The following is a 26011-nucleotide window of genomic DNA, read 5'->3' as shown; positions in this document are numbered from 1 at the left end:
GACAATCCGGATTTTTTTTGCCCCGTTGGTCATCTCGCGCAAACAGAAACCGCTTTTCACTGTCCGCGCGAGAAGCGCCGGCCTGCGGCTCAGCCCTTGCAGACCGCCGCTATCGCCTGGGCCAACTGATCGAGGCGAGAGGCATCGATCCCGGCGATGTTCGCTCGCCCCGCATTGACCATGTACACGCTGTGCTCATGGCGCAGGCGTGCCACCTGCTCGTCGCTGATACCTGTGTAGGAAAACATGCCGCGCTGCCGGGCGATGTGGGCAAAGCGTTCCCCCAGCCCCAGCGGCGTCAGCGCTTCGACCAGGCCGATGCGCAGTTGCGCAATGCGCTGGCGCATTTCTTCCACTTCCTCGACCCACAGGCTCTTGAGCTCCGCATCGCCGAGAATCTCGGCCACCACGGCGGCGCCATGGTCCGGCGGGTTGGACCAGAGGTTGCGGGCAATGTTGGCCAACTGGCTGCGCACATCCGCCAGCTTTTCCGCGTCGCCGGCGGTGACGATCAGCGCGCCGGTGCGCTCGCGATACAGGCCGAAGTTCTTCGAGCAGGAGCTGGTGATCAGCAGTTCCGGCAGCGCGGCAGCGAACAGGCGCACCGCCCAGGCATCCTGCTCCAGGCCATCGCCGAAGCCCTGGTAAGCGAAGTCGATCAGTGGCAGCAGGTTGCGGCTGCGCACGATCTCCAGCACTTGCTGCCATTGTTCGTGGGACAGGTCGAAGCCGGTCGGGTTATGACAGCAAGCGTGCAACAGCACCACGTCGCCTTCCGGCACCTGACGCAGGGTGTCGAGCATGCCTTCGATATTCAGGCGATTGTCGGCGCCAACATAAGGGTAATGGCTGACCTTGAGGCCGACCTTGTTGAAGATCGATTCATGGATCGGCCAGGTCGGGTCACTGAGCCAGATGCCTTTGCCCGGCAGGCACTGGGCGATGAATTCACCGACCAGGCGCAACGCGCCGGTGCCGCCCGGCGTCTGGGTCGCGCCCACGCGCCTGGCTGCCAGCAAAGGCGAATCAGTGCCCAGTACCATTTCGCTGAGCAGGGCGCCGAAACGCGGCTCGCCGTGGCCGCCGATGTAGGTCTTGGTCAGTTGCGTGTCCGCCAGCCGCTGCTCGGCCAGCTTCACTGCGCGGGGAATGGTGGTCAGGCCCTGCGAATCCTTGTAGACGCCAACCCCCAGGTCGAACTTGGCGGGGTTGGTGTCATTGGCGTAGGCCTCGATCAAACCCAGGATCGGGTCACCCGGCACACGCTGGATATCCTTGAAATGCATTACTTGCGGCCCTCGGCACTCTTGGCCACCTCGTCGGTGCGGGCGGCCATGATGAAGTCGTTGCGGTGCAGCCCCTTGATCGAATGGCTCCACCAGGTCACGGTCACCTTGCCCCATTCGGTCAGAAGACCGGGGTGATGACCTTCGGCTTCGGCAATTTCGCCGACCGCGTTGGTAAACGCCAGCGCAAATTTGAAATTCTTGAACAGAAAGACTTTTTCCAGCTGCATCACGCTGTCGCGCACCTCGATGTTCCAGTCCGGGATCTGGCGCAACAGCTCAGGCAATTCGGCCTCGCTGACGTGTGGGGCGTCGGCGCGGCAGGCTTCGCAGCTGGCTTGATGGAGTGGGGTCGTCATGAATCGGCTTCCTTGATCAGGCCGTCGCTTTGGACGGGCGCGGGGCGAATTTCGGAGCGTGCAGGCCCAGCAGCATACTCTGGCGGACCATGCCCATGATGTCTTCATGGGCCAGGTCAAACAGGCGCTTGAGGTCCGGCAGCACGAAGTACAACGGTTGCAGAATGTCGATGCGGTAGGGCGTGCGCATGGCTTGCATTGGGTCGAACGGCTGATGTTCCGGTTCGCCGGACAGACTGTACACCGCTTCTCTGGGTGACGAGAGGATGCCGCCGCCATAGATGCGCCGGCCTTCAGGCGTATCCACCAGGCCGAACTCGATGGTCATCCAGTACAGTCGCGCCAGGTACACGCGCTCTTCCTTGCTGGCGCTCAGGCCCAGCTTGCCATACGTGTGGGTGAACTCGGCGAACCACGGATTGGTCAGCAGCGGACAGTGACCGAAAATTTCGTGGAAGATGTCCGGCTCTTGCAGGTAATCGAGTTCCTGTTCGCTGCGGATAAACGTCGCCACCGGAAAGCGCTTGCTGGCCAGCAGCTCGAAAAAAGTCTGGAACGGAATCAGCGCCGGGACGCGTTCGACCTTCCAGCCGGTCGTGGCCCCCAACACCTTGTTGATATCGCTCAACTGCGGGATGCGCTCATGGGGCAGGCCCAGTTGCGCGATGCCGTCGAGGTATTCCTGGCAGGCCCGGCCTTCGATGACGTTCAGTTGTCGAGTGATCAAGGTATGCCACACCGCATGCTCGGCTTGCGGGTAGTCGATAAACCCCGTGGCGTCTGGCTCGCGAGCCACGTACCGGGTGCAGGACATGTCGATCTCCTCTGGCGGAGTTATTGTCCTGCAAGCGTAGTTCATTACCGCGACCCAAGCCGTCGGTTTTTTTGCATATCACTTGTGGGTAAATAAATGCTGCATATGAATTAACGTGGCCATATAACGCAGACGCTTCATTGCTACAGCAGGGTGAAACATTATTCATGAAGCGGATCGAACATGAAAAAGCCCGCCTCTCGAACAACTCGGGAGGCGGTGGCTTATAAGGGGGCGGTTATATCAGCCGTTGCTGCAACCGTTGCCCATCACCTGATAACTCATGATATGTCGCTGCCCTTGGTGATCTTCATAGATCATACGGGCCGGCACCACCTTGCAGACGCTCGGAATGGGGTCGATGCTCAGCACACGGGCGATATCCGGGTGGGAATCGTAAGTGTATTGCTCGATACGCGCCTGTTGCGCCGCCACTTTGGTTTCCGATTCTTCAGCCAGGGCCAGAGTACTGAAACCGCAAAGTGCGATAACCAATAACGAAACTCTCATGTTGATGACCTTCTTTAAGTCGAGCAGGTGCGCCTCCCGAATGGTTCAGGCGTTCACTGCGGGAATGAATGTTTTATAAAGCCTTCGTGGGGGCTGCCAACTGTTGCCGTTTTGGCGAAGAGAATTCTAGGCCGGTTGCCGGAAGTTATATACGAGCGCTTTTGATAATGCTCTTTAGCAAAATTGCAACAATCCCCCGTTGCCCACCCTGGGTGCGCGGCCAGGTTCGCCCTGCCGGTAAGACCATCGTCGAATGGCCCGGCATCAGGTGGCGGGATACAACAGGGTCATAAAACAACAACTATCCACCGAGGTAACCAAGATGAGTGCAGCTCCCCTGTATCCCGTCCGCCCAGAAGTCGCAGCGACTACGCTGACGGATGAGGCCACCTACAAGGCGATGTACCAACAGTCGGTGGTCAACCCCGACGGTTTCTGGCGCGAGCAAGCCCAGCGCCTCGACTGGATAAAACCGTTCACCCACGTCAAGCAGACCTCTTTCGACGACCACCGCGTCGATATCAAATGGTTTGCCGACGGCACCCTCAACGTGGCCTACAACTGCCTCGACCGCCACCTTGAAGAGCGCGGCGACAGCATCGCGATCATCTGGGAAGGCGACGATCCGTCCGAGCACCGGGAAATCACCTATCGCGAACTGCACGCCGAAGTCTGCAAGTTTGCCAACGCCCTGCGCGGCCAGGATGTACACCGCGGTGACGTGGTCACCATCTACATGCCGATGATTCCCGAAGCCGTGGTCGCCATGCTGGCGTGCGCGCGGATCGGCGCGATTCACTCGGTGGTGTTCGGCGGCTTCTCGCCCGAAGCCCTGGCCGGGCGCATCATCGATTGCGCGTCCAAGGTGGTCATCACCGCCGACGAAGGCCTGCGCGGCGGCAAGAAGACTGCGCTCAAGGCCAACGTCGACCGCGCCCTGACCAACCCGGAAACCAGCAGCGTGCAGAAGGTCATTGTCTGCAAGCGCACCGGCGGCGATATCGAATGGAACCGCCATCGCGACATCTGGTATCACGCGCTGCTGGAAGTCGCTTCCAGCACCTGCGCGCCGAAGGAAATGGGCGCCGAAGAATCGCTGTTCATCCTCTATACCTCCGGCTCCACCGGCAAACCCAAGGGCGTTCTGCACACCAGCGCCGGTTACCTGCTGTATGCCGCGCTGACCCATGAGCGGGTGTTCGACTACAAGCCAGGCGAAGTCTACTGGTGCACCGCGGACGTGGGCTGGGTCACCGGTCACAGCTACATCGTCTACGGTCCGCTGGCCAACGGTGCGACCACCTTGCTGTTCGAAGGCGTGCCGAACTATCCGGACATCACCCGTGTGTCGAAGATCATCGACAAGCACAAGGTCAACATTCTCTACACGGCGCCGACCGCGATCCGCGCCATGATGGCCGAGGGCACCAAATCGGTGGAAGGCGCCGACGGCTCCAGCCTGCGCCTGCTCGGTTCGGTCGGCGAGCCGATCAACCCCGAGGCGTGGGGCTGGTACTACGACACGGTCGGCAAGCAGAAATGCCCGATCGTCGACACCTGGTGGCAGACCGAAACCGGCGGCATTCTCATCAGCCCGCTGCCGGGCGCCACGGCACTCAAGCCCGGTTCGGCGACGCGCCCGTTCTTCGGCGTGATTCCCGCGCTTGTGGATAACCTGGGCAACCTCATCGAAGGCGCGGCGGAAGGCAATCTGGTGATTCTCGATTCCTGGCCGGGTCAGTCGCGCTCGCTCTATGGCGATCACGACCGCTTCGTCGACACCTATTTCAAGACTTTCCGCGGCATGTATTTCACCGGCGACGGCGCCCGCCGCGACGAAGATGGCTACTACTGGATCACCGGCCGGGTGGATGACGTGCTCAACGTCTCCGGCCACCGGATGGGTACCGCCGAAATCGAAAGCGCGATGGTGGCGCATCCGAAAGTCGCCGAAGCGGCGGTGGTCGGCGTGCCGCACGATCTGAAAGGGCAGGGCATCTATGTCTACGTGACGCTCAATGCCGGGGAAACGCCGGACGAAGCCCTGCGCATCGAACTGCGCAACTGGGTGCGCAAGGAAATCGGGCCGATTGCCTCGCCGGATTTCATCCAGTGGGCGCCGGGCCTGCCGAAAACCCGTTCGGGCAAGATCATGCGCCGCATCCTGCGCAAGATCGCGACCGCGGAATACGATTCGCTGGGCGATATCTCGACCCTGGCCGATCCGGGCGTGGTCCAGCATCTGATCGACACCCACAAGACCATGAGCGCCGCGTGATCCGCTGAGTGGCTGACAACGCCCCGCGCGGTAGCTGCTGCGCGGGGCGTTGTCGTTTCCGAAGACACTGTCGGCGCAGGGGCCGGCCCTCGCCTGTTACCGGCTGCCTGGGTAGGCGGTTCATCTGCTTCTTCAGGAAACGTGCGAAGCGAAAAAACGCGAGTGCTGTGGGTTCCGCAAAGCAAATCCAGCCAATCGGCACGCTGGGCTTGCCGGATCACAAGGCTGCGCGAATAATGGGCGCGTTTTTTGCTGCTTTAATCGGTTGTCCCGAATTTGCGTAATCACATAATCTTTTCTGCGTCAAGCTGCGTGCAGGGTGTTGCTGGCGGTTATGTAACTAGTTGTCGCATTGAAGAAATATCGACTTCGGGCCTGCCGTTAAAATGCCCCCTCATTCGCCACAGGCCTGCCGGTTGATGCTATGCCATCCTGTGCCCGGCGACGCTCTCTCTAGATGTCCTTCGCATATTGGGCTTTTGCTCACTCTGCCATTTGTCGTGCTTCACCGATGGAGTCCTAAATGAAAAAGCTCATGCTTCTTGGCGCGCTCGCCTTGTCCGTGCTTGCGCAGCCGACCTTCGCAGACGAAAAGCCCCTGAAAATCGGTATCGAGGCTGCTTATCCTCCGTTCGCTTCCAAGGCGCCGGACGGCAGCATCGTGGGCTTCGACTACGACATCGGCAACGCTCTGTGTGAAGAGATGAAAGCCAAGTGCACTTGGGTCGAGCAAGAGTTCGACGGCCTGATCCCGGCACTCAAGGTTCGCAAGATCGATGCGATCCTGTCGTCGATGTCCATCACCGACGACCGCAAGAAGTCGGTCGACTTCACCGGCAAGTACTACAATTCCCCGGCTCGCCTGGTCATGAAGGAAGGCACCGTGGTCAGCGACAACCTGACTGAACTCAAGGGCAAGAAGATCGGTGTGCAGCGCGGTTCGATCCACGAGCGCTTCGCCCGTGAAGTCCTCGCGCCGCTGGGTGTGGTCGTGACGCCGTATGGTTCGCAGAACGAGATCTACCTGGACATCGGCGCGGGTCGTCTGGACGGTACCGTCGCCGACGCCACGCTGTTGCAGGACGGTTTCCTGAAAACCGATTCGGGCAAAGGCTACGCGTTCGTCGGCCCGTCGTTCGCTGATCCGAAATACTTCGGCGAAGGCATCGGCATTGCCGTGCGCAAGGGCGACAAGGCCAACCAGGACCGGATCAACGCGGCTATCGCGGCAATCCGTGCCAACGGCAAATACAAGGCAATCCAGGACAAGTACTTCGACTTCGACATTTACGGCAAGTAAATCGTCAGGTACTGACCCAGATGGCGCAAACAGGTCAACCTGGTTTGCGCCATTTTTATTACACGCTTGAGGACCGCACATCATGTTGAAAGGCTACGGGGCTGTGATCCTCGAAGGGGCCGGGCTGACATTGCAGCTGGCACTGTCTTCGATGGCCCTGGCAATCGTCCTCGGTCTGATCGGCGTGGCCTTGCGTCTGTCGCCGGTGCGCTGGCTGGCGTGGCTGGGCGATCTGTATTCGACCGTGATCCGCGGTATTCCCGACCTGGTGCTGATCCTGCTGATTTTCTACGGCGGCCAGGACCTGCTCAATCGCGTCGCGCCGCTGTTGGGTTACGACGAGTACATCGATCTCAATCCGCTGGCCGCCGGTATCTGCACCCTGGGCTTCATCTTCGGCGCCTACCTGTCGGAGACGTTTCGCGGTGCGTTCATGGCCATTCCCAAAGGGCAGGCCGAAGCCGGTATGGCCTACGGGATGAGCGGTTTCAAAGTGTTCTTCCGGATTCTGGTTCCGCAGATGATTCGCCTGGCGATTCCCGGCTTCACCAATAACTGGCTGGTCCTGACCAAGGCGACGGCGCTGATTTCCGTGGTCGGCTTGCAGGACATGATGTTCAAGGCCAAGCAGGCGGCCGATGCCACCCGCGAACCCTTTACCTTTTTCCTGGCGGTTGCGGCCATGTACCTGATCATCACCAGCGTCTCGCTGCTCGCCTTGCGTTTCCTTGAAAAACGTTACTCCGTGGGCGTAAGGGCGGCTGACCTATGATCTTCGACTACAACGTCGTCTGGGACAGCCTGCCGCTGTACTTCAGCGGAATGTTGATGACCCTGAAGTTGCTGGCCATTTCCCTGGCCATCGGCCTGCTCGCCGCGTTGCCGCTGGGCCTGATGCGCGTCTCGAAACGGCGCTGGGTCAATCTTCCCGCCTGGCTGTACACCTATGTGATTCGCGGCACGCCAATGCTGGTGCAACTGTTTCTGATCTACTACGGGCTGGCTCAATTCGAAGCGGTGCGCGACAGCTTCCTGTGGCCCTGGCTGTCCAGCGCGACGTTCTGCGCGTGCCTGGCCTTTGCGATCAACACCAGCGCCTATACCGCCGAGATCATCGCCGGCAGCCTGAAAGCCACGCCGGCCGGTGAAATCGAAGCGGCGCGGGCGGTGGGCATGTCGCCGATGAAAATGTACCGGCGCATCCTGCTGCCCTCGGCATTGCGTCGTGCGCTGCCGCAGTACAGCAACGAGGTGATCATGATGTTGCAGACCACCAGTCTGGCCTCCATCGTGACCCTGATCGATATCACCGGCGCGGCGCGAACCGTCAACGCCCAGTATTACCTGCCTTTCGAGGCCTATATCACCGCAGGCGTGTTTTACCTGTGCCTGACTTTCATCCTCGTGCGGCTGTTCAAGCTTGCCGAGCGCCGCTGGCTGGGTTACCTGGCCCCACGGAAGGTCTGACATGCAAAGAATCGATCACGTATTGCCCTGGAGCAGCCTGGGCACCCAGCGCCAATTGAGCGTCTTCAGTTTCGGCAGCGGCGAGCGCAAGGCCTACATTCAGGCCAGCCTGCACGCCGACGAATTGCCCGGCATGCGCACCGCGTGGGAACTGAAAAAGCGTCTCGCCGAACTGGAAAGCCAGGGCGCGCTCAAGGGCGTCATCGAGCTGGTGCCGGTGGCCAATCCGTTGGGCCTGGGTCAGTTGCTGCAAGGCGCCCATCAAGGGCGTTTCGAATTTGGCAGCGGCAAGAATTTCAACCGGGACTTCACCGAGTTGAGCGAGCCGGTGGCCGAGTTGCTCGAAGGCCAGCTGGGCGACGACCCGCGGGCCAATATTCATCTGATCCGTCAGGCGATGAGCACCGCGCTGGACAACCTGCCGCCGGCCCAGAGCGAATTGCAGGGCCTGCAGCGCCTGCTGATCGGCCACGCCTGCACGGCCGATGTGGTGCTGGATCTGCACTGCGATGCCGATGCCGCGCTGCACATGTATGCCTTGCCGCAACACTGGCCGCAGTGGCGTTCGCTGTCGGCGCACCTGAACGTGCAGGTCGCGCTGCTGGCCGAGGATTCGGGCGGCAGTTCGTTCGACGAAGCCTGCTCGTTGCCCTGGCTGCGCCTGTCCCGGATTTTCCCTGAGGCGCAGATTCCCCTGGCGTGCCTGGCGACCACGATCGAGCTGGGCGGTCAGGCCGACACCGGCAAGGCCCAGGCCCAGGCCCATGCCGACGGCATACTGGCGTTCCTGGCCGAGCAGGGCTTCATCGGTGGCGACTGGCCGCCGGCGGCTCATGAACCTTGCGAAGGCATGCCGTTCGAAGGAACTGAATTGTTGTACGCGCCGCATCCGGGCGTGGTGACCTTCCTGCGTGCCGCCGGCGATCAGGTCGAAGTCGGCGATCCATTGTTCGAAGTCATCGACCCGCTGTCCGATCAGGCCAGCACCATTTGTGCGAATACCGCCGGCGTGTTGTTCGCCATCGAGCGGCTTCGCTACGCCCAACCGGGTTTCTGGCTGGCCAAAGTGGCGGGCCGCACTGCGCTGCGCCAAGGGCGCCTGCTCAGTGATTGACTGTTTTGTGAGAACCGAAAGCATGAACAAACTGGAAGTCCTGGACCTGCACAAGCGTTATGGCAGTCATGAAGTGATCAAGGGCGTGTCCCTGACGGCCAAGGCAGGCGATGTGATCAGCATCATTGGCTCCAGCGGCTCGGGCAAAAGTACCTTCCTGCGGTGCATCAACCTGCTCGAGCAACCTCATGCGGGCAAGATCCTGCTCAACAACGAGGAACTCAAGCTGGTGCCCAACAAGGAAGGTGGCCTGAAAGCCGCCGACCCCAGACAGTTGCAGCGCATGCGCTCGCGGTTGTCCATGGTGTTCCAGCATTTCAACCTGTGGTCACACATGACCGCGTTGCAGAACGTGATCGAAGCGCCGGTGCATGTGCTCGGCGTTTCCAGGAAGGAAGCGCTGGAAAAGGCCGAGCATTATCTGGCCAAGGTCGGCGTCGCGCACCGCAAGGACGCCTATCCGGGCCACATGTCCGGCGGCGAGCAGCAGCGCGTGGCGATTGCCCGGGCGCTGGCGGTAGAGCCGGAAGTCATGCTCTTCGACGAACCGACCTCCGCGCTCGATCCCGAACTGGTGGGCGACGTGCTCAAGGTGATGCAGGGCCTGGCCCAGGAAGGCCGGACCATGGTGGTGGTGACTCACGAAATGGGCTTTGCCCGTGAAGTGTCCAACCAGCTGATTTTCCTGCATCAAGGCGTGGTGCTGGAACGCGGCAATCCGCGCGAGGTGCTGGTCAATCCGCAGTCCGAGCGTTTGCAGCAGTTTTTGTCCGGCAGCCTGAAGTGATCGTCGGCACCGTGCGAGCGGTGCCTTTTGCGGCAGAACAGGGCATGCTGCGCAGCACGCCACCTGTCCTGGATGTTTGAGACCTGGCCTGTTGAGGTCCGGCTTTTTGCGGTGATAAGTATTCGGATGCCCCAATGACTGCCCATCGAATAGGTTTCCTGGTATGGCCCGGCACCAAGGCGCTGACCCTGGCGCTGGCCGAGGAAGCCTTGCGTGTTGCCCAGAGCGTTCACCCCGAAGTCGTCTATGAACTGACCTTCCTGCAGGCCGAGCCTGCCAGTGCGCCGGCGGCCGAGGCTGCATGGCGATTGCCGGGCGAACCCTGGACGGGGCGTCTGGAAGGCTTCCAGAAACTGTTCCTGCTGGCCGACGAGCCGCCGGCGCCCATGGCGGCGCCGCTGGCGACTGCGCTCAAGCAGATGGTCCGCGCCGGCTGCTCCATCGGCGGCTTGTCGGCCGGCGTCTATCCGCTGGCCCAACTGGGCCTGCTGGATGGCTACCGCGCTGCAGTGCATTGGCGCTGGCAGGATGATTTCAACGAGCGCTTCCCCAAGGTCATCGCCACCAGCCATCTGTTCGACTGGGATCGTGACCGGCTCACGGCCTGCGGCGGCATGTCGGTGCTGGACCTTTTGCTGGCGGTCCTGTCCCGGGATCACGGTGCGGAACTGGCCGGTGCCGTCTCGGAAGAGCTGGTGGTGGAGCGCATTCGCGAAGGCGGCGAGCGCCAGCGCATTCCGTTGCAGAATCGTCTCGGTTCCAGCCATCCGAAGCTGACCCAGGCGGTCCTGCTGATGGAAGCCAATATCGAAGAACCGCTGACCACCGACGAAATCGCCCAGCATGTGTGCGTCTCGCGGCGCCAGCTGGAACGGATCTTCAAGCAGTACCTCAATCGCGTGCCGAGTCAGTATTACCTGGAGTTGCGCCTGAACAAGGCGCGCCAGATGCTGATGCAGACCAGCAAGTCGATCATCCAGATCGGCCTGTCCTGCGGATTTTCCTCAGGGCCGCACTTCTCCAGCGCCTACCGCAACTTTTTCGGCGCCACGCCTCGCGAAGACCGCAACCAGCGCCGCAGCAGCAGTCCGTTCGAATTGTCGTCGGTACCTGCCGAGCGGGGATAACCCCTACAGATTTTGCTGCCGCTGCGCGCCAGCTGCAGGAGCCACCGGGGCGGCGTTCCGCCTTGCTGGCGAACAGGGGCATCAGCCGCATCATCGGCGTCGGTTGAAATACCGTCTTCGCCAGCAAGCTGGCTCCTACCGGCCAGGCAAACGGTTTAAACTGCGCCTTTGTGACGCAATATGTCGCATTGCCGAAAGCCTTGAAAAAACCCGGTTATGCGCTGTAACAAGTTGTCGCTTGGCGACAAGGTGCAGGCCGGTTCTGTCCTTACAATCCTTCAATCGCTCGCCAGTTCCAGGCAAGCGTTCCTCTTCAGGAGACTCCGATGTCCGTTGAGCATGCTGCGGTGCAACGCGCCGATTTCGACCAGGTAATGGTCCCCAACTACGCGCCGGCCGGGTTCATTCCGGTTCGTGGCGCGGGCTCCCGAGTCTGGGACCAGGCGGGCCGTGAACTGGTGGATTTCTCCGGCGGTATCGCCGTCAACGTGTTGGGCCACTGCCACCCGGCGCTGGTCGGTGCCCTGACCGAGCAAGCCAACAACCTGTGGCATGTCTCCAACGTGTTCACCAACGAGCCGGCCCTGCGCCTGGCGCAAAAGCTGGTGGATGCGACCTTTGCCGGGCGGGTGTTTTTCTGCAACTCCGGTGCCGAAGCCAACGAAGCAGCGTTCAAGCTGGCACGTCGGGTGGCCCACGACCTGTATGGCCCGGAAAAGTACGAAATCATCGCTGCGGTCAACAGCTTCCACGGCCGCACCCTGTTCACCGTAAGCGTCGGCGGTCAGCCGAAATATTCCGATGGTTTCGGGCCGAAGATCACCGGCATCAGCCATGTGCCGTACAACGACCTGGAAGCCTTGAAGGCGGCGGTTTCGGACAAGACCTGCGCAGTCGTCCTGGAACCGATCCAGGGTGAGGGCGGCGTGTTGCCGGCTGAACGCGAATACCTGCAAGGCGCCCGTGAATTGTGCGATCAGCACAACGCGCTGCTGGTGTTCGACGAGGTGCAGAGCGGCATGGGCCGCAGCGGCCAGCTGTTCGCCTACATGCACTACGGCGTGACTCCGGACATTCTGTCCAGCGCCAAGAGCATCGGCGGCGGCTTCCCGTTGGCGGCCATGCTGACCACCGAAAAACTGGCCAAGCATTTCGCGGTCGGCGTCCATGGCACGACCTACGGCGGCAACCTGCTGGCCTGTGCGGTCGGCGAAGCGGTGATCGATGTGGTCAACACGCCACAAGTGCTGGCCGGCGTGCAGGACAAGCACCAGCGTTTCAAGGCTCGTCTGGAAAAGATCGGCCAGCAGTACGGCGTATTCACCCAGGTGCGCGGCCTGGGTCTGTTGATCGGTTGTGTGCTGACCGACGCCTGGAAGGGTAAGGCCAAGGACTTCTTCAATGCTGCCGAAGCCGAGAACCTGATGATTCTCCAGGCCGGCCCGGACGTGATCCGCTTCGCGCCAAGCCTGGTGATCGAAGACGCCGATATCGAAGAAGGCCTGGACCGCTTCGAGCGCGCCGTCGCCAGATTGACTGCCTGATTGCTGCAAACCCCGGTGCGCGCCACGGTGCGGGCACTGGTCATTTTCCTGCGCCGGGCGGTGGTTGCCGCGCGGCGCAATTTATCTGTGACGGGCCTTGTGTCCTGTCGAGCTGTTAAGGAGTGGCACCATGCTGGTGATGCGCCCCGCGCAAATGGCTGATCTGGCCGAGGTTCAACGCCTCGCCGCCGACAGCCCGATTGGTGTCACGTCCTTGCCCGACGATGCCGGCCGCCTGAGCGACAAGATCGGCGCTTCGGAAGCCTCGTTCGCTGCGGAAGTCAGCTTCAATGGCGAAGAAACCTACTTCTTCGTGCTGGAAGACACCGACAGCGGTCGTCTGGTCGGGTGTTCGGGCATCGTCGCGTCGGCCGGCTATTCCGAGCCGTTCTATAGCTTTCGCAACGAGACCTTCGTGCATGCCTCCCGCGAACTGAAGATCCACAACAAAATCCACGTGCTTTCCCAATGCCACGACCTGACCGGCAACAGCCTGTTGACCAGCTTCTATGTGGTGCCGGAGCTGGTCGGCACAGCGTGGTCGGAACTCAATTCCCGGGGTCGCCTGCTGTTCGTCGCCAGCCACCCCGAGCGGTTCGCCGATTCGGTGGTCACCGAGATCGTCGGTTACAGCGACGAGAACGGCGATTCGCCGTTCTGGGATGCCATCGGCCGCAATTTCTTCGACCTCAACTACGCCGAGGCCGAGCGCCTGTGCGGGCTGAAAAGCCGGACCTTCCTTGCCGAACTCATGCCGCATTATCCGATCTACGTGCCGCTGCTGCCCGACGCCGCCCAGGAAGCCATGGGCCAGGTGCATCCGCGGGCGCAGATCACCTTCGACATCCTGATGCGCGAAGGCTTCGAGACCGATCATTACATCGACATCTTCGACGGCGGGCCGACCCTGCACGCGCGGGTGTCGGGAATCCGTTCCATCGCCCAGAGCCGGCTGGTGCCGGTCAAGGTCGAGACCGGGCAAAGCGCGGACGTCGGCAAAGGCGGGCGCCTGTATCTGGTCGCCAACGGCTTGTTGCAGGACTACCGGTCGGCCTTGCTGGAGCTGGACTGGGCGCCGGGCAGGCCGGTGGTGCTCAGCCTGCAGGCGGCTGAAGCCCTGGGTGTCGGTGAAGGTGCCAGCGTGCGGATCGTGGCGGTCTGAGCCCCGCGTTGCAGCTGATTAGCGAGTTTCTTGGGCTCAAGAAGGGCCTGATGAGGAGAGAAGATGATCGTTCGTCCCGTACGCAGCAGTGACTTGCCGGCGCTGATCGAGTTGGCGCGCAGCACGGGCGCCGGCCTGACGACCCTGCCTGCCAACGAAAAGCGCCTGGCGCATCGGGTGGATTGGGCGGAAAAGACCTTCCGCGGCGAGGCCGAGCGTGCCGATGCCGACTACCTGTTCGTGCTCGAAGACGACGACGGGCGCGTGGTCGGGATCTCCGCGATTGCCGGTGCGGTCGGCCTGCGCGAGCCCTGGTACAACTACCGCGTTGGCCTGACCGTCAGTGCCTCGCAGGAACTCAACATTTACCGCGAAATTCCGACCCTGTTCCTGGCCAACGACCTGACCGGCAATTCGGAGTTGTGCTCGCTGTTCCTGCGCAGCGACGCCCGCACCGGCCTCAACGGTCGCCTGCTGTCCAAGGCGCGGATGCTGTTCATCGCTGAATTCCCGCGCCTGTTCGGCAACAAGATCATCGCGGAAATGCGCGGCATGTCCGATGAAAACGGTCGCTCGCCGTTCTGGGAAAGCCTGGGTCGGCATTTCTTCAAGATGGAGTTCAGCCAGGCGGACTACCTGACCGGCGTGGGCAACAAAGCATTCATCGCTGAGCTGATGCCCAAGTTTCCGCTGTACTCGTGCTTTCTTTCCGAAGATGCACGCAACGTGATCGGCCGCGTGCATGCCGATACCGAGCCTGCCTTGACCATGCTCAAGGCCGAAGGCTTTACCTATCAGGGTTACGTCGACATCTTCGATGCCGGCCCGGCCATCGAATGCGAAACCGGCAAGATCCGCGCGGTGCGCGACAGCCAGGCGTTGGTGCTGGCAATCGGTACGCCAGGTGACGATGCGCCGCAATTTCTGATCTACAACCGCAAGCGCGAAGACTGCCGGATCACCGTGGCGGCGGCACGCTTCGCCGCCGGTACGCTGGTGGTCGATCCGGCCACCGCCAAACGCTTGCGCATGAGCGCGGGCGACAACGTGCGGGCTGTGCCACTGTCGCCGGGCAAGGAGGCTGTGTAATGGCTTCGCTTTATATCGCAGGCGCTTGGGAGAACGGGCAGGGCGCGGCGTTCGAATCGCTGAACCCGGTGACGCAACAAGTCCTTTGGGCAGGCAATAGTGCCTCGCCGGCTCAGGTCGAGGCCGCCGTCAGCGCGGCGCGTCAGGCTTTTCCTGCCTGGGCTCGGCGTTCCCTGGACGAGCGTATTCAGGTGCTGGACGCGTTCGCCGCCGGCCTCAAGGCGCGTGCCGACGAACTGGCCTACTGCATTGGTGAAGAAACCGGCAAGCCGCTGTGGGAATCGGCGACGGAAGTGACCAGCATGGTCAACAAGGTCGCCATCTCGATCCAGAGCTATCGTGAGCGTACCGGCGAGAAGAGCGGCCCGCTGGGCGACGCCACCGCCGTGCTGCGCCATAAACCCCACGGCGTAGTGGCGGTCTTCGGTCCTTACAACTTTCCGGGCCACTTGCCCAACGGGCATATCGTTCCGGCGCTGCTGGCCGGCAATTGCGTGCTGTTCAAACCCAGTGAGCTGACCCCGAAAGTTGCGCAGCTGACGGTCGAGTGCTGGATTGTCGCGGGATTGCCGGCCGGTGTGCTCAATCTGTTGCAGGGTGGTCGCCAGACCGGCATCGCGCTGGCGGCCAACCCCGGCATCGACGGGTTGTTCTTCACCGGGTCGAGCCGTACCGGCAATGCCTTGCACCAGCAATTCGCCGGCCGTCCGGACAAGATTCTCGCGCTGGAAATGGGCGGCAATAACCCGTTGGTCGTCGACCAGGTGCAGGATGTGGACGCTGCGGTGTACACGGTGATCCAGTCGGCATTCATCTCTGCCGGACAACGCTGCACCTGTGCGCGCCGCCTGCTGGTGCCGCAGGGCGCCTGGGGCGACGCGTTTCTCGAACGGCTGGTGGCGGTGACGGCGACCATCGAGGTCGGTGCCTTTGACCGGCAGCCCGCGCCGTTCATGGGTTCGGTCATTTCCTTGCAGGCCGCGCAGGACTTGCTCAGCGCCCAGTCGCAGTTGATGGCCAAGGGCGGCGTCGCGCTGCTGGCGATGACCCAGCCCGAGCCGGACGCCGCGCTGCTTACGCCGGGCATCCTAGATGTCAGCGCAGTCAGCGAGCGCCCCGACGAAGAGTTGTTCGGACCGTTGCTGCAAGTGGTGCGCTACGCCGATTTCGACGCGGCCATCGCCCAGGCCAATGCCACGCAGTACGGCCTGGCCGCGGGCTTGCTGTCGGATTCCCAGGAGCGCTACCAGCAGTTCTGGCTGCAAAGCCGGGCCGGTATCGTCAACTGGAACAAGCAGCTGACCGGCGCCGCCAGCAGCGCGCCGTTCGGCGGTGTCGGCGCATCGGGCAACCACCGGGCCAGCGCTTACTACGCGGCCGATTATTGCGCGTATCCGGTGGCGTCACTGGAAACCGGCAGCCTGGCTTTACCGACCACGCTGAGCCCCGGCATCCGCCTGCCCTGAAAGCGATGCCACTTGTATGCCTATAAGAAACAGATCCACGGAGCCACGCCGATGAAATCCTGCGAAGTCAATTTTGACGGTCTGGTCGGGCCGACCCACAACTACGGCGGGTTGTCCTACGGTAACGTCGCGTCCCAGAGCAACAGCCAGCAAAGTGCCAACCCTCGTGAAGCCGCGCTGCAAGGCCTGGCGAAAATGAAGGCGCTGATGGACATGGGTTTCACCCAGGGTGTGTTGGCTCCCCAGGAACGGCCCGACATCGCCGCGTTGCGCCAGCTGGGCTTTAGCGGCAACGATGCGCAGGTCATCGAGCAGGCGGCGCGCCAGGCCATGCCGTTGCTGGTCGCCAGCTGTTCGGCATCCAGCATGTGGGTGGCCAACGCCGCCACCGTCAGCCCCAGCGCCGACACCCGTGACGGGCGCGTGCACTTCACGGCCGCCAACCTCAACTGCAAGTATCACCGCAGCATCGAACACCCGACCACCAGCCGCGTGCTGGGCGCCATGTTCGCCGATTCGACGCATTTTGCTCACCATCCGGCGCTGCCGTCGGTGGCGCAGTTCGGCGACGAAGGCGCGGCCAACCATACCCGGTTCTGCCGCGACTATGGCGCGGCCGGCGTCGAGTTTTTCGTGTTCGGCCGCAGCGCTTTCGACACCCGCTACCCGATGCCGCAGAAGTACCCGGCGCGCCAGACCCTCGAAGCGTCCATGGCCGTGGCGCGGCTGCACGGCCTGAGCGAGCAGGGCGTGGTGTATGCCCAGCAGAATCCGGCGGTGATCGATCAGGGCGTGTTTCATAACGACGTGATCGCAGTCGGTAATGGCGAAGTGCTTTTCTACCACGAGGACGCGTTTCTCGATGCCGAGCGGGTGCTGGCCGAACTGCGGGACAAACTCGCGGCGGTGGGCGCGCGCTTCCAGCCGATCTGCGTACGGCGTGCCGACGTATCGGTGGAAGACGCCGTGCGTTCCTACCTGTTCAACAGCCAGCTACTCAGCCGCGCCGACGGTTCGATGCTGCTGATCGTCCCGCAGGAATGTCAGGCCAACGAACGGGTCTGGCAATACCTGCAATCGCTGATCTCCGGCAACGGCCCTGTGAATCAGGTGCAGGTCTTCGACCTCAAGCAAAGCATGCAGAACGGCGGTGGCCCGGCGTGCCTGAGGCTGCGCGTAGCGTTGAATGAAAACGAATTGGCGGCAGTCAACCCCGGCGTGATCCTCACTGCACCGCTGTATGACAACCTGACCCGCTGGGTCGACCGGCACTATCGCGATCGCATGAGCGAAACCGATCTGGCCGACCCGCAATTGCTGACTGAATGCCGCACGGCATTGGATGAACTGACGCAAATCCTTAAACTGGGCGCCGTTTATCCTTTTCAGCTCGGCTGACAACCTGTGCGCCGCAAACGGCGCACGATTTTTCCTTATTCAGAGAATCCGACCATGAGCGACGCCCTGCAGTTAATCCTTGAAGACACCGACGGCACCCAGCTGGAAACCTCCTGTACCCGCGTGGCGGTGGTCTGGCAGGGTAAGGAAATCTGGATCCAGCAGGACGGCCGCGGCCAGTTGCTGATCGGTGTGGATGTCGAAGAAGGTGACGCCGAATACGCCAACCTGCTGCTGCGTCCGCTGGCAACCAACCTGGTCAGCCTGCAACTGGAGATGGAGCCGGCTGACCTGGGCGCCGAAGAAGACGATCACGTCCACGGCCCGGACTGCAACCACTAAGGTCTGCGCATCAAGGAGGCGGCCCATGCTTGCCCTCGGCAAATTGCTTGAACTGACGCTGGCCGGACGCGAGCCGGCGCAAAAGACGCAAATGACCGTGGGCGGGGTTCGCTTGCGCTGGTTGGGGGAGGGCGCTCTGGAAGTCCGCCCGCCCGAGGACCGGGACACTGGCCGCGACCTGCTGCTGTCAGCCGGTATCCATGGCAACGAAACCGCCCCCATCGAGCTGCTGGATGAGTTGATCCGTGCCATCGCCCGTGGCGACCTCAAGCCACGCGCCCGTATCCTGTTCCTGTTCGGCAACCCCGAAGCCATGCGCCGCGGCGTGCGCTATGTCGAACAGGACGTCAATCGCCTGTTCAACGGCCGTCACCAGCTCAGCGGCGGGCCGGAAGCGCTGCGGGCCTGTGAACTGGAGCGCCTGGCGGCAACGTTCTTCAGCCTGCCGGATCGTGACCGTCTGCACTACGATCTGCACACTGCCATTCGCGGCTCGCGTATCGAGCAGTTCGCGTTGTATCCCTTCAAGGAAGGGCGGGTGCATTCCCGCACGGAACTGGCGCGGCTTCGTGCGGCGGGCATGAACGCAGTGCTGTTGCAGAACAAACCGTCCATTGTGTTCAGCGCCTACACCTATGACCAGTTGGGCGTAGAGGCTTTTACCCTGGAACTTGGCAAGGCACGGCCGTTCGGCGAGAACCAACAGGTCAACCTTTCGGCACTTCGGTTGCGGCTCGAGCAGATGATTGAAGGGCGTGAGCCTGAAGCGCTGGTCGATCTGACCGGTATGCAGTTGTTCAGCGTGGCCCGGGAGATCATCAAGCGCAGCGAAGCGTTCACTTTCAACCTGGCTGATAACGTCGAGAATTTCTCCCCGCTGGCGCAGGGCTATGTGCTGGCCGAAGACGCCGGTGGTGAACGCTGGGTGGTGGAGGAAGAAAACGCGCGGATCATCTTTCCCAACCCCAAGGTGGCCGTGGGGCTGCGTGCCGGGATCCTGATAGTGCCTACGCCGGACCTCTAGCAGCAACCGGATTCGCAAAGAGATCGGTACAGGCGCTACAAGCGGGTTTTTTGTAACGAGCCGGCTCCTACAGCGATTGCGGGGCACCCATCAGCTGTAGGAGCGACCTTGGTCGCGATCCGGCGTGCAGCGTCAGCTCGCCGCTTTCTGCTGCGCATCCAGACGACGTATCGCCCGGATCTTGTTCAGGGTGTCGGCGCAGGTCTTGGCGGCTTCTTCGCCTTTGTGCACGAAGTGGTCGTAGAAGAACTTGTAATGCTCTTCTCCTGAGTGGAAGTGATGAGGCGTGAGGCTTACGGAAAAGACCGGTACTTCGGTTTCCAGCTGCACTTGCATCAAGGCACTGACGACCGCCTGGGCCACGAATTCGTGACGGTAGATACCGCCGTCAACCACCAGCGCCGCACCGACGATGCCGGCATAGCGACCGGTCTTGGCCAGCAGCTTGGCGTGCAGCGGAATCTCGAAGGCGCCGCCGACTTCAAAAAAATCGATGTCGGTTTCGGCGTAGCCCTGTCTGGCCATTTCGGCGACGAAGCCTTTGCGGCTCTGGTCGACGATTTCCTTGTGCCAGCTGGCCTGGATGAACGCGACGCGCTCGTGGGGAAGGGTCTTGCTCTTGCTGTCGATGGCAGTGGGTTGCACGTGTTCTGACTCCTGTTTATGAAAAAAACAGGGCATTGGATCGAAAGGGATTCAGGTTCCGTATGAAATGTCTCCAGGCGATGTAGCTTCACCTGAGGCTTGCAAACGGATCTGTAGACGCTGATCCCGCTCTCTCTTCATCCGGACTATGACCGTCGGCTCCGGAATCACACCGGATCTGCTGACCTTGAAGGCGCTGCCGAAGCGGCCGTCTCCAAGCGCTCGCGGGCTGGACGCGTGTTGCGTCATCACCGCCGGTGGGGAATCTCACCCCGCCCTGAGAACGTTGCCGAGCGTAGTGTTGCGCCGACGCGGGGATTTTTATCACAGTTTTTTCCAACCTGCATGGACAGTTTCATACAGCCTTCCTACCTTTTTCGTATAAGGCGGTGCAGTATCGAGGGTCGCGGACCTCGATTATCATGTCGTGCAGCGTCGCAAAGCCTTGTTGCAAGCGTCTTGTGGCAAGAGCATCTTTGATCATCGAATTCAGGGAGTACTTCATGACCGCCATCGACCTGCGCAGCGACACAGTGACCAAACCCACGGCCGGGATGCTTGAGGCCATGTCGGCCGCGCCGGTGGGCGACGATGTCTACGGCGAAGATCCGACCGTCAACCTGCTGGAAACGACGACCGCGCAACGGCTGGGTTTCGCGGCGGCGCTGTTCGTGCCCAGCGGCACGATGAGCAACCTGTTGGGACTGATGGCGCACTGTGAACGCGGCGAGGAGTACATCGTCGGTCAGCAGGCGCACACCTACAAGTATGAAGGCGGCGGTGCCGCAGTGCTTGGCTCGATCCAACCGCAACCGCTGGAGGTGCAGGCCGACGGTTCGCTGGACCTGGACCAGGTGCTGGCGGCCATCAAGCCGGACGACTTCCATTTTGCCCGCACGCGTTTGCTGGCCCTGGAAAACACCCTGCAGGGCAAGGTGCTGCCGCTCGATTACCTGGCCGCAGCCCGCAAACTGACCCTCGACCACGGCCTGGCGCTGCATCTGGATGGCGCACGGGTGTTCAATGCGGCGGTCGGGCTGGGTGTGGACATCAAGGACATTACCCGGCATTTCGATTCGGTGTCGGTGTGTCTGTCCAAGGGGCTCGGCGCGCCGGTAGGTTCGGTGCTGTGTGGCTCGGAACAGTTGATCGGCAAGGCGCGGCGGCTGCGCAAGATGGTCGGCGGCGGCATGCGTCAGGCCGGAATTCTCGCGGCGGCGGGGCTTTACGCCCTGGAGCGCAACGTGGACCGGCTGGCGGACGATCACGCCCATGCGGCCCTGCTGGCGCAGGGCCTGAGCGAACTGGGCTACAGCGTCGAGCCGGTTCAGACCAATATGGTCTATGTCCGGATCGGAGACCGCGCCGCTTCGCTCAAGGCTTATTGTGCCGAGCGTGGTATCAGCCTGAGCGCCGCGCCCCGGTTGCGCATGGTCACGCATATGGATGTATCCGCTGCGCAGATCGAAACGGTCATTGCCGCATTCGCCGGGTTCCGCAACCAATAGCACACCGGTAATCCAGTAACTTGTCTCTATCGTACAAACACACTGTACCGAGGACGCAACGCCTATATAATGCGGCCCTTTGCCGTCGCTACGTCATCTGACGTTTTGCACTTGCCTCTGGCCGCAGTCTCCGTGGAAGAACCTATGAAAAGCGCAGAAATCCGTGAAGCCTTCCTTGGCTTCTTCGAAGAGCAAGGTCACACCCGTGTTCCTTCAAGCTCCCTGATTCCGGGCAACGACCCAACCCTGCTGTTCACCAACGCAGGCATGAACCAGTTCAAGGACTGCTTCCTGGGTCAGGAAAAACGCGCCTACACCCGCGCCGTCTCCAGCCAGAAATGCGTGCGCGCCGGTGGCAAGCACAACGACCTGGAAAACGTCGGCTACACCGCACGTCACCACACTTTCTTCGAGATGCTGGGCAACTTCAGCTTCGGCGACTATTTCAAGCGCGACGCAATCACCTACGCCTGGACTTTCCTGACGTCGGAAAAGTGGCTGAACCTGCCCAAGGAAAAACTCTGGGTGACGGTCTACGCCACCGACGACGAAGCCTACGACATCTGGACCAAGGACATCGGCGTGCCGCCGGAGCGCATGGTGCGCATCGGTGACAACAAAGGCGCGCCTTACGCGTCCGACAACTTCTGGACCATGGGCGATACCGGCCCGTGCGGCCCTTGCACCGAGATATTCTTCGACCACGGTCCGGAAATCTGGGGTGGCCCACCCGGCTCGCCGGAAGAAGACGGCGACCGTTACATCGAGATCTGGAACAACGTGTTCATGCAGTTCAACCGTACCGCCGACGGCGTGCTGCACCCGTTGCCGGCGCCGTCGGTGGACACGGGCATGGGGCTGGAGCGTGTCAGTGCCGTGTTGCAACACGTTCATTCCAACTATGAAATCGACCTGTTCCAGAGCCTGCTGAACGCATCGGCCAAGGCCATCGGTTGCACCAACGATAACCAGGCCTCGCTCAAGGTGGTGGCCGACCATATCCGTTCGTGCGGCTTCCTGATCGCCGACGGCGTGCTGCCCTCCAACGAAGGTCGCGGCTACGTGCTGCGCCGGATCATCCGTCGCGCTTGCCGTCACGGTAACAAGCTGGGCGCCAAGGGCAGCTTCTTCTATCAGATCGTCCCCGCGCTGATCGGCGAAATGGGTGCTGCGTTCCCCGAGCTGGTTCAACAGCAGGCGCACATCGAGCGCGTACTGAAAGCCGAGGAAGAGCAGTTCGCCAAGACCCTGGAGCAGGGCCTGAAAATTCTCGAGCAGGATCTGGCCGAGCTCAAGGGTTCGGTGGTTCCGGGTGAAGTGGTGTTCAAGCTGTACGACACCTACGGTTTCCCGATGGACCTGACCGGCGACATCGCCCGCGAACGTGAGTTGACCCTCGACGAGGAAGGTTTCGAGCGCGAGATGGAAGCCCAGCGCGTGCGTGCCCGTTCGGCCAGCTCCTTCGGCATGGACTACAACAGCCTGGTCAAGGTCGATGTCGCCACCACGTTTACCGGCTACGCCGCCACCAGCGGCAGCGCCTCGGTGGTTGCCCTGTACAAGGACGGCCAGGCGGTGGAGCACCTGAACGAAGGCGAAGAGGGCGTCGTGATTCTCGACACCACGCCGTTCTACGCCGAGTCCGGCGGCCAGATCGGCGACTGCGGTTTCCTGCAGGCCGGTGACGTGCGTTTCGACGTGCGCGATACCACCAAGACCGGCGGTGCATTCCTGCATCACGGCGTCGTGGCTTCGGGCAGCCTGAAAGTGGGTGCTGCCGTTGAGACTCAGGTTTCCGACGAGGTCCGCAAGGCCACCGGCCTGAACCACTCGGCCACTCACTTGCTGCACGCGGCCCTGCGCCAAGTGCTGGGCGATCACGTTCAGCAGAAAGGCTCGCTGGTCGACAGTCAGCGCCTGCGCTTCGACTTCAGCCATTTCGAGGCGATCAAGCCTGAGCAGTTGCGTGAGCTGGAAGATATCGTCAACGCCGAAGTGCGCAAGAACACGCCGGTGCTGACCGAGGAAACCGACATTGAAAGCGCTCGCAAGCGCGGCGCCATGGCGCTGTTCGGCGAGAAGTACGGCGATACCGTGCGTGTCCTGAGCATGGGCGGCGATTTTTCCGTCGAGTTGTGCGGCGGTATCCATGCCAGCCGTACCGGTGATATCGCACTGTTCAAGATCGTCAGCGAAGGCGGCGTCGCTGCCGGCGTGCGGCGTATCGAAGCGGTCACCGGCGCTGCGGCGCTGGCCTGGCTGAACTCGGCCGAAGACCAGCTCAAGGAAGTCGCGACCCTGATCAAGGGCAATCGCGACAACCTGCTGGACAAGCTGTCGGCCGTGCTGGAGCGCAATCGTCTGCTGGAAAAACAGCTGGAGCAATTGCAGGCCAAGGCCGCCAGTGCCGCAGGCGACGATCTGTCGTCCGCAGCCCTGGAGGTCAAGGGTGTGAAAGTCCTGGCCAGGCGCCTGGATGGTCAGGATGGCAAGGCGCTGCTGGCGCTGGTCGATCAGTTGAAGAACAAGCTCGGCCGCGCAGTGATCCTGCTCGGCAGTGTGCATGAGGACAAGGTCGTCTTGGTTGCAGGCGTGACCAAGGACCTGACTGGCCAACTCAAAGCCGGTGATTTGATGAAGCAAGCGGCTGCCGCCGTAGGTGGTAAAGGCGGCGGGCGTCCTGACATGGCTCAGGGTGGCGGTGTTGACGCAGGCGCTCTGGACGCTGCGCTGGCACTGACCGTTCCTTTTGTAGAGCAGGGTATCTGAGTCGTACTGGCCGGCCCGTCGCCTGACGGCGGGTCGGCAGCGTGCGAATGTTTTTATGGGTGCCCATAACGGGTTCTGAGGCGGCTTTGAGATGGCTTTGATCGTACAGAAATTTGGCGGCACCTCGGTGGGCTCGGTAGAGCGCATCGAGCAGGTGGCCGACAAGGTCAAGAAATTCCGTGAGGCGGGTGACGACCTGGTGGTCGTACTGTCGGCCATGAGCGGGGAAACCAACCGTCTGATCGAGCTGGCCCGGCAGATCAGCGATCAACCGGTTCCCCGTGAACTGGATGTGATCGTGTCTACCGGCGAACAGGTGACCATTGCGCTGCTGGCGATGGCATTGATGAAGCGCGGTGTGCCGGCGGTGTCCTACACCGGCAATCAGGTGCGGATTCTCACCGACAGTGCGCACAACAAGGCGCGCATCCTGCAGATCGACGACCAGAAGATCCGCACCGACCTCAAGGCCGGGCGAGTCGTCGTAGTCGCCGGGTTCCAGGGCGTCGACGAGAACGGCAACATCACCACGCTGGGCCGTGGCGGTTCCGACACTACCGGTGTGGCGCTGGCCGCAGCGCTCAAGGCGGATGAGTGCCAGATCTATACCGATGTGGATGGCGTCTACACCACTGATCCGCGTGTCGTGTCCCAGGCCCAGCGCCTGGACAAGATCACCTTCGAAGAGATGCTGGAAATGGCCAGCCTCGGTTCCAAGGTGTTGCAGATCCGTGCGGTCGAGTTCGCCGGTAAATACAACGTCCCGCTGCGCGTTCTGCACAGCTTCAAGGAGGGGCCGGGCACCCTCATTACTATTGATGAAGAGGAATCCATGGAACAGCCGATCATTTCCGGCATCGCTTTCAACCGCGATGAAGCCAAGCTGACTATCCGTGGCGTGCCAGACACCCCGGGCGTGGCTTTCAAGATTCTCGGCCCGATCAGCGGCGCGAACATCGAAGTGGACATGATCGTGCAAAATGTTGCGCACGATAACACCACCGATTTCACCTTCACGATTCACCGCAACGACTACCAGTCGGCCTTGCAGGTGCTGGAGACCACCGCCCGCGAAATCGGCGCACGTGAAGTCTCGGGCGATACCAAGATTGCCAAGGTGTCGATCGTTGGTGTCGGCATGCGTTCCCACGCAGGTGTCGCCAGTCGCATGTTCGAAGCGCTGGCCAAGGAAAGCATCAATATCCAGATGATCTCGACGTCGGAGATCAAGGTTTCGGTCGTGATCGAAGAGAAGTATCTGGAGCTGGCGGTACGCGCGCTGCACACCGCTTTCGAACTGGACGCTCCCCGCCAGGGTGAATGATCCATTCCGGGCAGGCCTGCTGGTGTAGCGCCTGCGGGTATCGCCGCGCCAGAGCTGTGGTTTTCCTGGCGCTGGTCGATACTCTGGTCAGGCGTGTGGCGATTTCGTCGCAGGCTGGTGCCTGCTGGTTTGCAGAGTGTTGTCCCTGAATGAATGCGTAAGGAGAAAGGTATGCTGATTCTGACCCGTCGGTGTGCAGAAAGCCTGATCATCGGTGACGGCGAGATCACCGTGACAGTGCTCGGCGTAAAGGGTAATCAAGTACGCATTGGTGTCAACGCGCCCAAGGAAGTCGCGGTTCACCGCGAAGAGATCTATCTGCGTATCAAGAAAGAGAAGGACGAAGGACCAAGCCATTAATTTTATTTGAATTTTTGGTTTGCAAACGGGGAAAAGGGTGGTTATTATACGCCCCGTGTTGCGGAGAGCTGGCCGAGTGGCCGAAGGCGCTCCCCTGCTAAGGGAGTACACCTCAAAAGGGTGTCGGGGGTTCGAATCCCCCGTTCTCCGCCATTATTTATGTAGTGCGTTAGATTTGGCTTGATCGGTAAGTTGTTGAATTTACTAGAAAAAGTGCTTTACAAAAGAATTTAACGACCTATAATGCGCGGCACCAACACAATGCACTCGTAGCTCAGCTGGATAGAGTACTCGGCTACGAACCGAGCGGTCACAGGTTCGAATCCTGTCGAGTGCAC

23 protein-coding genes, 2 tRNA genes and 1 riboswitch are annotated in these 26011 nt (G+C 61.6%); of the genes, 20 read left to right on the top strand and 5 right to left on the bottom strand.

The window, feature by feature from the left end; all coding sequences use genetic code 11:
* Positions 1-89: 89 nt before the first annotated feature.
* From EGJ27_RS12655 to EGJ27_RS12640, 4 genes are all read right to left on the bottom strand, one after another.
* Positions 90-1286 (bottom strand): amino acid aminotransferase, encoded by a 1197-nt coding sequence (locus EGJ27_RS12655; RefSeq protein WP_125831076.1) that lies wholly within the window; start codon positions 1284-1286, stop codon positions 90-92.
* Positions 1286-1645, bottom strand: a complete 360-nt coding sequence (locus EGJ27_RS12650; RefSeq protein WP_125831075.1) for a 4a-hydroxytetrahydrobiopterin dehydratase — start codon at positions 1643-1645, stop codon at positions 1286-1288. The genes EGJ27_RS12655 and EGJ27_RS12650 overlap by 1 nt, the downstream gene beginning before the upstream one ends.
* A gap of 16 nt (positions 1646-1661) precedes the next feature.
* Complete coding sequence (gene phhA / locus EGJ27_RS12645; RefSeq protein ID WP_125831074.1) at positions 1662-2459, bottom strand: phenylalanine 4-monooxygenase; 798 nt, start codon at positions 2457-2459, stop codon at positions 1662-1664.
* A gap of 243 nt (positions 2460-2702) precedes the next feature.
* A complete protein-coding gene (locus EGJ27_RS12640) occupies positions 2703-2969 on the bottom strand; it encodes a DUF2790 domain-containing protein (protein ID WP_125831073.1) in 267 nt (88 codons plus the stop codon).
* A gap of 322 nt (positions 2970-3291) precedes the next feature.
* Here EGJ27_RS12640 and acs point away from each other — a divergent pair, with 322 nt between their 5' ends.
* The 14 genes from acs to astE all read left to right on the top strand — a co-directional run bounded on the left by acs (position 3292) and on the right by astE (position 19067).
* Positions 3292-5247, top strand: coding sequence for an acetate--CoA ligase (gene acs / locus EGJ27_RS12635; protein ID WP_125831072.1), 1956 nt, complete (start codon positions 3292-3294; stop codon positions 5245-5247).
* Between the two features lie 523 nt (positions 5248-5770).
* Positions 5771-6547, top strand: coding sequence for an ABC transporter substrate-binding protein (locus tag EGJ27_RS12630; RefSeq protein ID WP_125831071.1), 777 nt, complete (start codon positions 5771-5773; stop codon positions 6545-6547).
* Between the two features lie 82 nt (positions 6548-6629).
* Positions 6630-7319, top strand: coding sequence for an ABC transporter permease (locus EGJ27_RS12625; RefSeq protein WP_125831070.1), 690 nt, complete (start codon positions 6630-6632; stop codon positions 7317-7319).
* Positions 7316-8014 carry an ABC transporter permease gene (locus EGJ27_RS12620; RefSeq protein ID WP_125831069.1) on the top strand — a complete coding sequence of 233 codons (699 nt, stop codon included), beginning with the start codon at positions 7316-7318 and terminating at the stop codon, positions 8012-8014. The genes EGJ27_RS12625 and EGJ27_RS12620 overlap by 4 nt, the downstream gene beginning before the upstream one ends.
* A gap of 1 nt (position 8015) precedes the next feature.
* A complete protein-coding gene (locus EGJ27_RS12615) occupies positions 8016-9128 on the top strand; it encodes a succinylglutamate desuccinylase/aspartoacylase family protein (RefSeq protein WP_125831068.1) in 1113 nt (370 codons plus the stop codon).
* 22 nt (positions 9129-9150) lie between these two features.
* On the top strand, positions 9151-9915 hold the full coding sequence (locus EGJ27_RS12610) for an ABC transporter ATP-binding protein (protein ID WP_125831067.1): 765 nt from the start codon (positions 9151-9153) through the stop codon (positions 9913-9915).
* A 134-nt stretch (positions 9916-10049) separates the two neighbouring features.
* Positions 10050-11042 (top strand): transcriptional regulator ArgR, encoded by a 993-nt coding sequence (gene argR / locus EGJ27_RS12605; protein ID WP_125831066.1) that lies wholly within the window; start codon positions 10050-10052, stop codon positions 11040-11042.
* A gap of 326 nt (positions 11043-11368) precedes the next feature.
* Positions 11369-12586, top strand: a complete 1218-nt coding sequence (locus EGJ27_RS12595; RefSeq protein WP_125831065.1) for an aspartate aminotransferase family protein — start codon at positions 11369-11371, stop codon at positions 12584-12586.
* 130 nt (positions 12587-12716) lie between these two features.
* Positions 12717-13748, top strand: coding sequence for an arginine/ornithine succinyltransferase subunit alpha (gene aruF, locus EGJ27_RS12590; RefSeq protein WP_125831064.1), 1032 nt, complete (start codon positions 12717-12719; stop codon positions 13746-13748).
* A gap of 63 nt (positions 13749-13811) precedes the next feature.
* The gene (astA, locus tag EGJ27_RS12585) at positions 13812-14837 is read left to right on the top strand and encodes an arginine N-succinyltransferase (RefSeq protein ID WP_125831063.1); all 1026 of its coding nucleotides are present in this window, start codon (positions 13812-13814) and stop codon (positions 14835-14837) included.
* A complete protein-coding gene (gene astD / locus EGJ27_RS12580; RefSeq protein ID WP_125831062.1) occupies positions 14837-16303 on the top strand; it encodes a succinylglutamate-semialdehyde dehydrogenase in 1467 nt (488 codons plus the stop codon). Before astA ends, astD begins: the two co-directional genes overlap by 1 nt.
* A gap of 51 nt (positions 16304-16354) precedes the next feature.
* Positions 16355-17701: an N-succinylarginine dihydrolase gene (gene astB / locus EGJ27_RS12575; protein WP_125831061.1), complete on the top strand. Its 1347-nt coding sequence runs from the start codon at positions 16355-16357 to the stop codon at positions 17699-17701.
* A gap of 54 nt (positions 17702-17755) precedes the next feature.
* A complete protein-coding gene (locus tag EGJ27_RS12570; protein ID WP_125831060.1) occupies positions 17756-18043 on the top strand; it encodes a topoisomerase II in 288 nt (95 codons plus the stop codon).
* A 25-nt stretch (positions 18044-18068) separates the two neighbouring features.
* Entirely contained in the window at positions 18069-19067 is a 999-nt protein-coding gene (gene astE / locus EGJ27_RS12565; RefSeq protein WP_125831059.1) for a succinylglutamate desuccinylase, read from the top strand.
* A 132-nt stretch (positions 19068-19199) separates the two neighbouring features.
* On the opposite strand, the gene EGJ27_RS12560 is transcribed toward astE, so the two are convergent.
* Entirely contained in the window at positions 19200-19712 is a 513-nt protein-coding gene (locus EGJ27_RS12560) for a 6,7-dimethyl-8-ribityllumazine synthase (RefSeq protein WP_125831058.1), read from the bottom strand.
* A gap of 124 nt (positions 19713-19836) precedes the next feature.
* Positions 19837-20001: riboswitch (FMN riboswitch) on the bottom strand.
* 214 nt (positions 20002-20215) lie between these two features.
* On the opposite strand from EGJ27_RS12560, the gene ltaE reads away from it, so the two are divergent.
* The 6 genes from ltaE to EGJ27_RS12530 all read left to right on the top strand — a co-directional run bounded on the left by ltaE (position 20216) and on the right by EGJ27_RS12530 (position 26010).
* On the top strand, positions 20216-21220 hold the full coding sequence (gene ltaE / locus EGJ27_RS12555) for a low-specificity L-threonine aldolase (protein WP_125831057.1): 1005 nt from the start codon (positions 20216-20218) through the stop codon (positions 21218-21220).
* Positions 21221-21364: 144 nt separating this feature from the next.
* Positions 21365-23989 (top strand): alanine--tRNA ligase, encoded by a 2625-nt coding sequence (gene alaS, locus EGJ27_RS12550; RefSeq protein WP_125831056.1) that lies wholly within the window; start codon positions 21365-21367, stop codon positions 23987-23989.
* 91 nt (positions 23990-24080) lie between these two features.
* On the top strand, positions 24081-25313 hold the full coding sequence (locus EGJ27_RS12545) for an aspartate kinase (RefSeq protein ID WP_125831055.1): 1233 nt from the start codon (positions 24081-24083) through the stop codon (positions 25311-25313).
* Between the two features lie 171 nt (positions 25314-25484).
* On the top strand, positions 25485-25673 hold the full coding sequence (gene csrA / locus EGJ27_RS12540) for a carbon storage regulator CsrA (RefSeq protein WP_125831054.1): 189 nt from the start codon (positions 25485-25487) through the stop codon (positions 25671-25673).
* Between the two features lie 62 nt (positions 25674-25735).
* Positions 25736-25826: transfer RNA gene (locus tag EGJ27_RS12535), tRNA-Ser, on the top strand.
* Between the two features lie 110 nt (positions 25827-25936).
* Positions 25937-26010: transfer RNA gene (locus tag EGJ27_RS12530), tRNA-Arg, on the top strand.
* Position 26011: the final 1 nt, after the last annotated feature.

It is taken from the genome of Pseudomonas sp. v388 (assembly GCF_003935425.1).
Lineage (GTDB): Bacteria > Pseudomonadota > Gammaproteobacteria > Pseudomonadales > Pseudomonadaceae > Aquipseudomonas.
This window is presented reverse-complemented; position numbering and strand designations above follow the sequence as displayed.

Bases quoted from the DNA above. Each gene is read 5' to 3' on its own strand.
- csrA (WP_125831054.1), top strand. From the start codon at position 25,485: ATGCTGATTCTGACCCGTCGGTGTGCAGAAAGCCTGATCATCGGTGAC.
- EGJ27_RS12610 (WP_125831067.1), top strand. From the start codon at position 9,151: ATGAACAAACTGGAAGTCCTGGACCTGCACAAGCGTTATGGCAGTCAT.
- EGJ27_RS12630 (WP_125831071.1), top strand. From the start codon at position 5,771: ATGAAAAAGCTCATGCTTCTTGGCGCGCTCGCCTTGTCCGTGCTTGCG.
- EGJ27_RS12650 (WP_125831075.1), bottom strand. From the start codon at position 1,645: ATGACGACCCCACTCCATCAAGCCAGCTGCGAAGCCTGCCGCGCCGAC.
- phhA (WP_125831074.1), bottom strand. From the start codon at position 2,459: ATGTCCTGCACCCGGTACGTGGCTCGCGAGCCAGACGCCACGGGGTTT.
- EGJ27_RS12625 (WP_125831070.1), top strand. From the start codon at position 6,630: ATGTTGAAAGGCTACGGGGCTGTGATCCTCGAAGGGGCCGGGCTGACA.
- EGJ27_RS12615 (WP_125831068.1), top strand. From the start codon at position 8,016: ATGCAAAGAATCGATCACGTATTGCCCTGGAGCAGCCTGGGCACCCAG.
- ltaE (WP_125831057.1), top strand. From the start codon at position 20,216: ATGACCGCCATCGACCTGCGCAGCGACACAGTGACCAAACCCACGGCC.
- aruF (WP_125831064.1), top strand. From the start codon at position 12,717: ATGCTGGTGATGCGCCCCGCGCAAATGGCTGATCTGGCCGAGGTTCAA.
- EGJ27_RS12620 (WP_125831069.1), top strand. From the start codon at position 7,316: ATGATCTTCGACTACAACGTCGTCTGGGACAGCCTGCCGCTGTACTTC.
- EGJ27_RS12640 (WP_125831073.1), bottom strand. From the start codon at position 2,969: ATGAGAGTTTCGTTATTGGTTATCGCACTTTGCGGTTTCAGTACTCTG.
- alaS (WP_125831056.1), top strand. From the start codon at position 21,365: ATGAAAAGCGCAGAAATCCGTGAAGCCTTCCTTGGCTTCTTCGAAGAG.
- EGJ27_RS12545 (WP_125831055.1), top strand. From the start codon at position 24,081: ATGGCTTTGATCGTACAGAAATTTGGCGGCACCTCGGTGGGCTCGGTA.
- astB (WP_125831061.1), top strand. From the start codon at position 16,355: ATGAAATCCTGCGAAGTCAATTTTGACGGTCTGGTCGGGCCGACCCAC.
- astE (WP_125831059.1), top strand. From the start codon at position 18,069: ATGCTTGCCCTCGGCAAATTGCTTGAACTGACGCTGGCCGGACGCGAG.
- EGJ27_RS12570 (WP_125831060.1), top strand. From the start codon at position 17,756: ATGAGCGACGCCCTGCAGTTAATCCTTGAAGACACCGACGGCACCCAG.
- EGJ27_RS12655 (WP_125831076.1), bottom strand. From the start codon at position 1,286: ATGCATTTCAAGGATATCCAGCGTGTGCCGGGTGACCCGATCCTGGGT.
- acs (WP_125831072.1), top strand. From the start codon at position 3,292: ATGAGTGCAGCTCCCCTGTATCCCGTCCGCCCAGAAGTCGCAGCGACT.
- argR (WP_125831066.1), top strand. From the start codon at position 10,050: ATGACTGCCCATCGAATAGGTTTCCTGGTATGGCCCGGCACCAAGGCG.
- astD (WP_125831062.1), top strand. From the start codon at position 14,837: ATGGCTTCGCTTTATATCGCAGGCGCTTGGGAGAACGGGCAGGGCGCG.
- astA (WP_125831063.1), top strand. From the start codon at position 13,812: ATGATCGTTCGTCCCGTACGCAGCAGTGACTTGCCGGCGCTGATCGAG.
- EGJ27_RS12595 (WP_125831065.1), top strand. From the start codon at position 11,369: ATGTCCGTTGAGCATGCTGCGGTGCAACGCGCCGATTTCGACCAGGTA.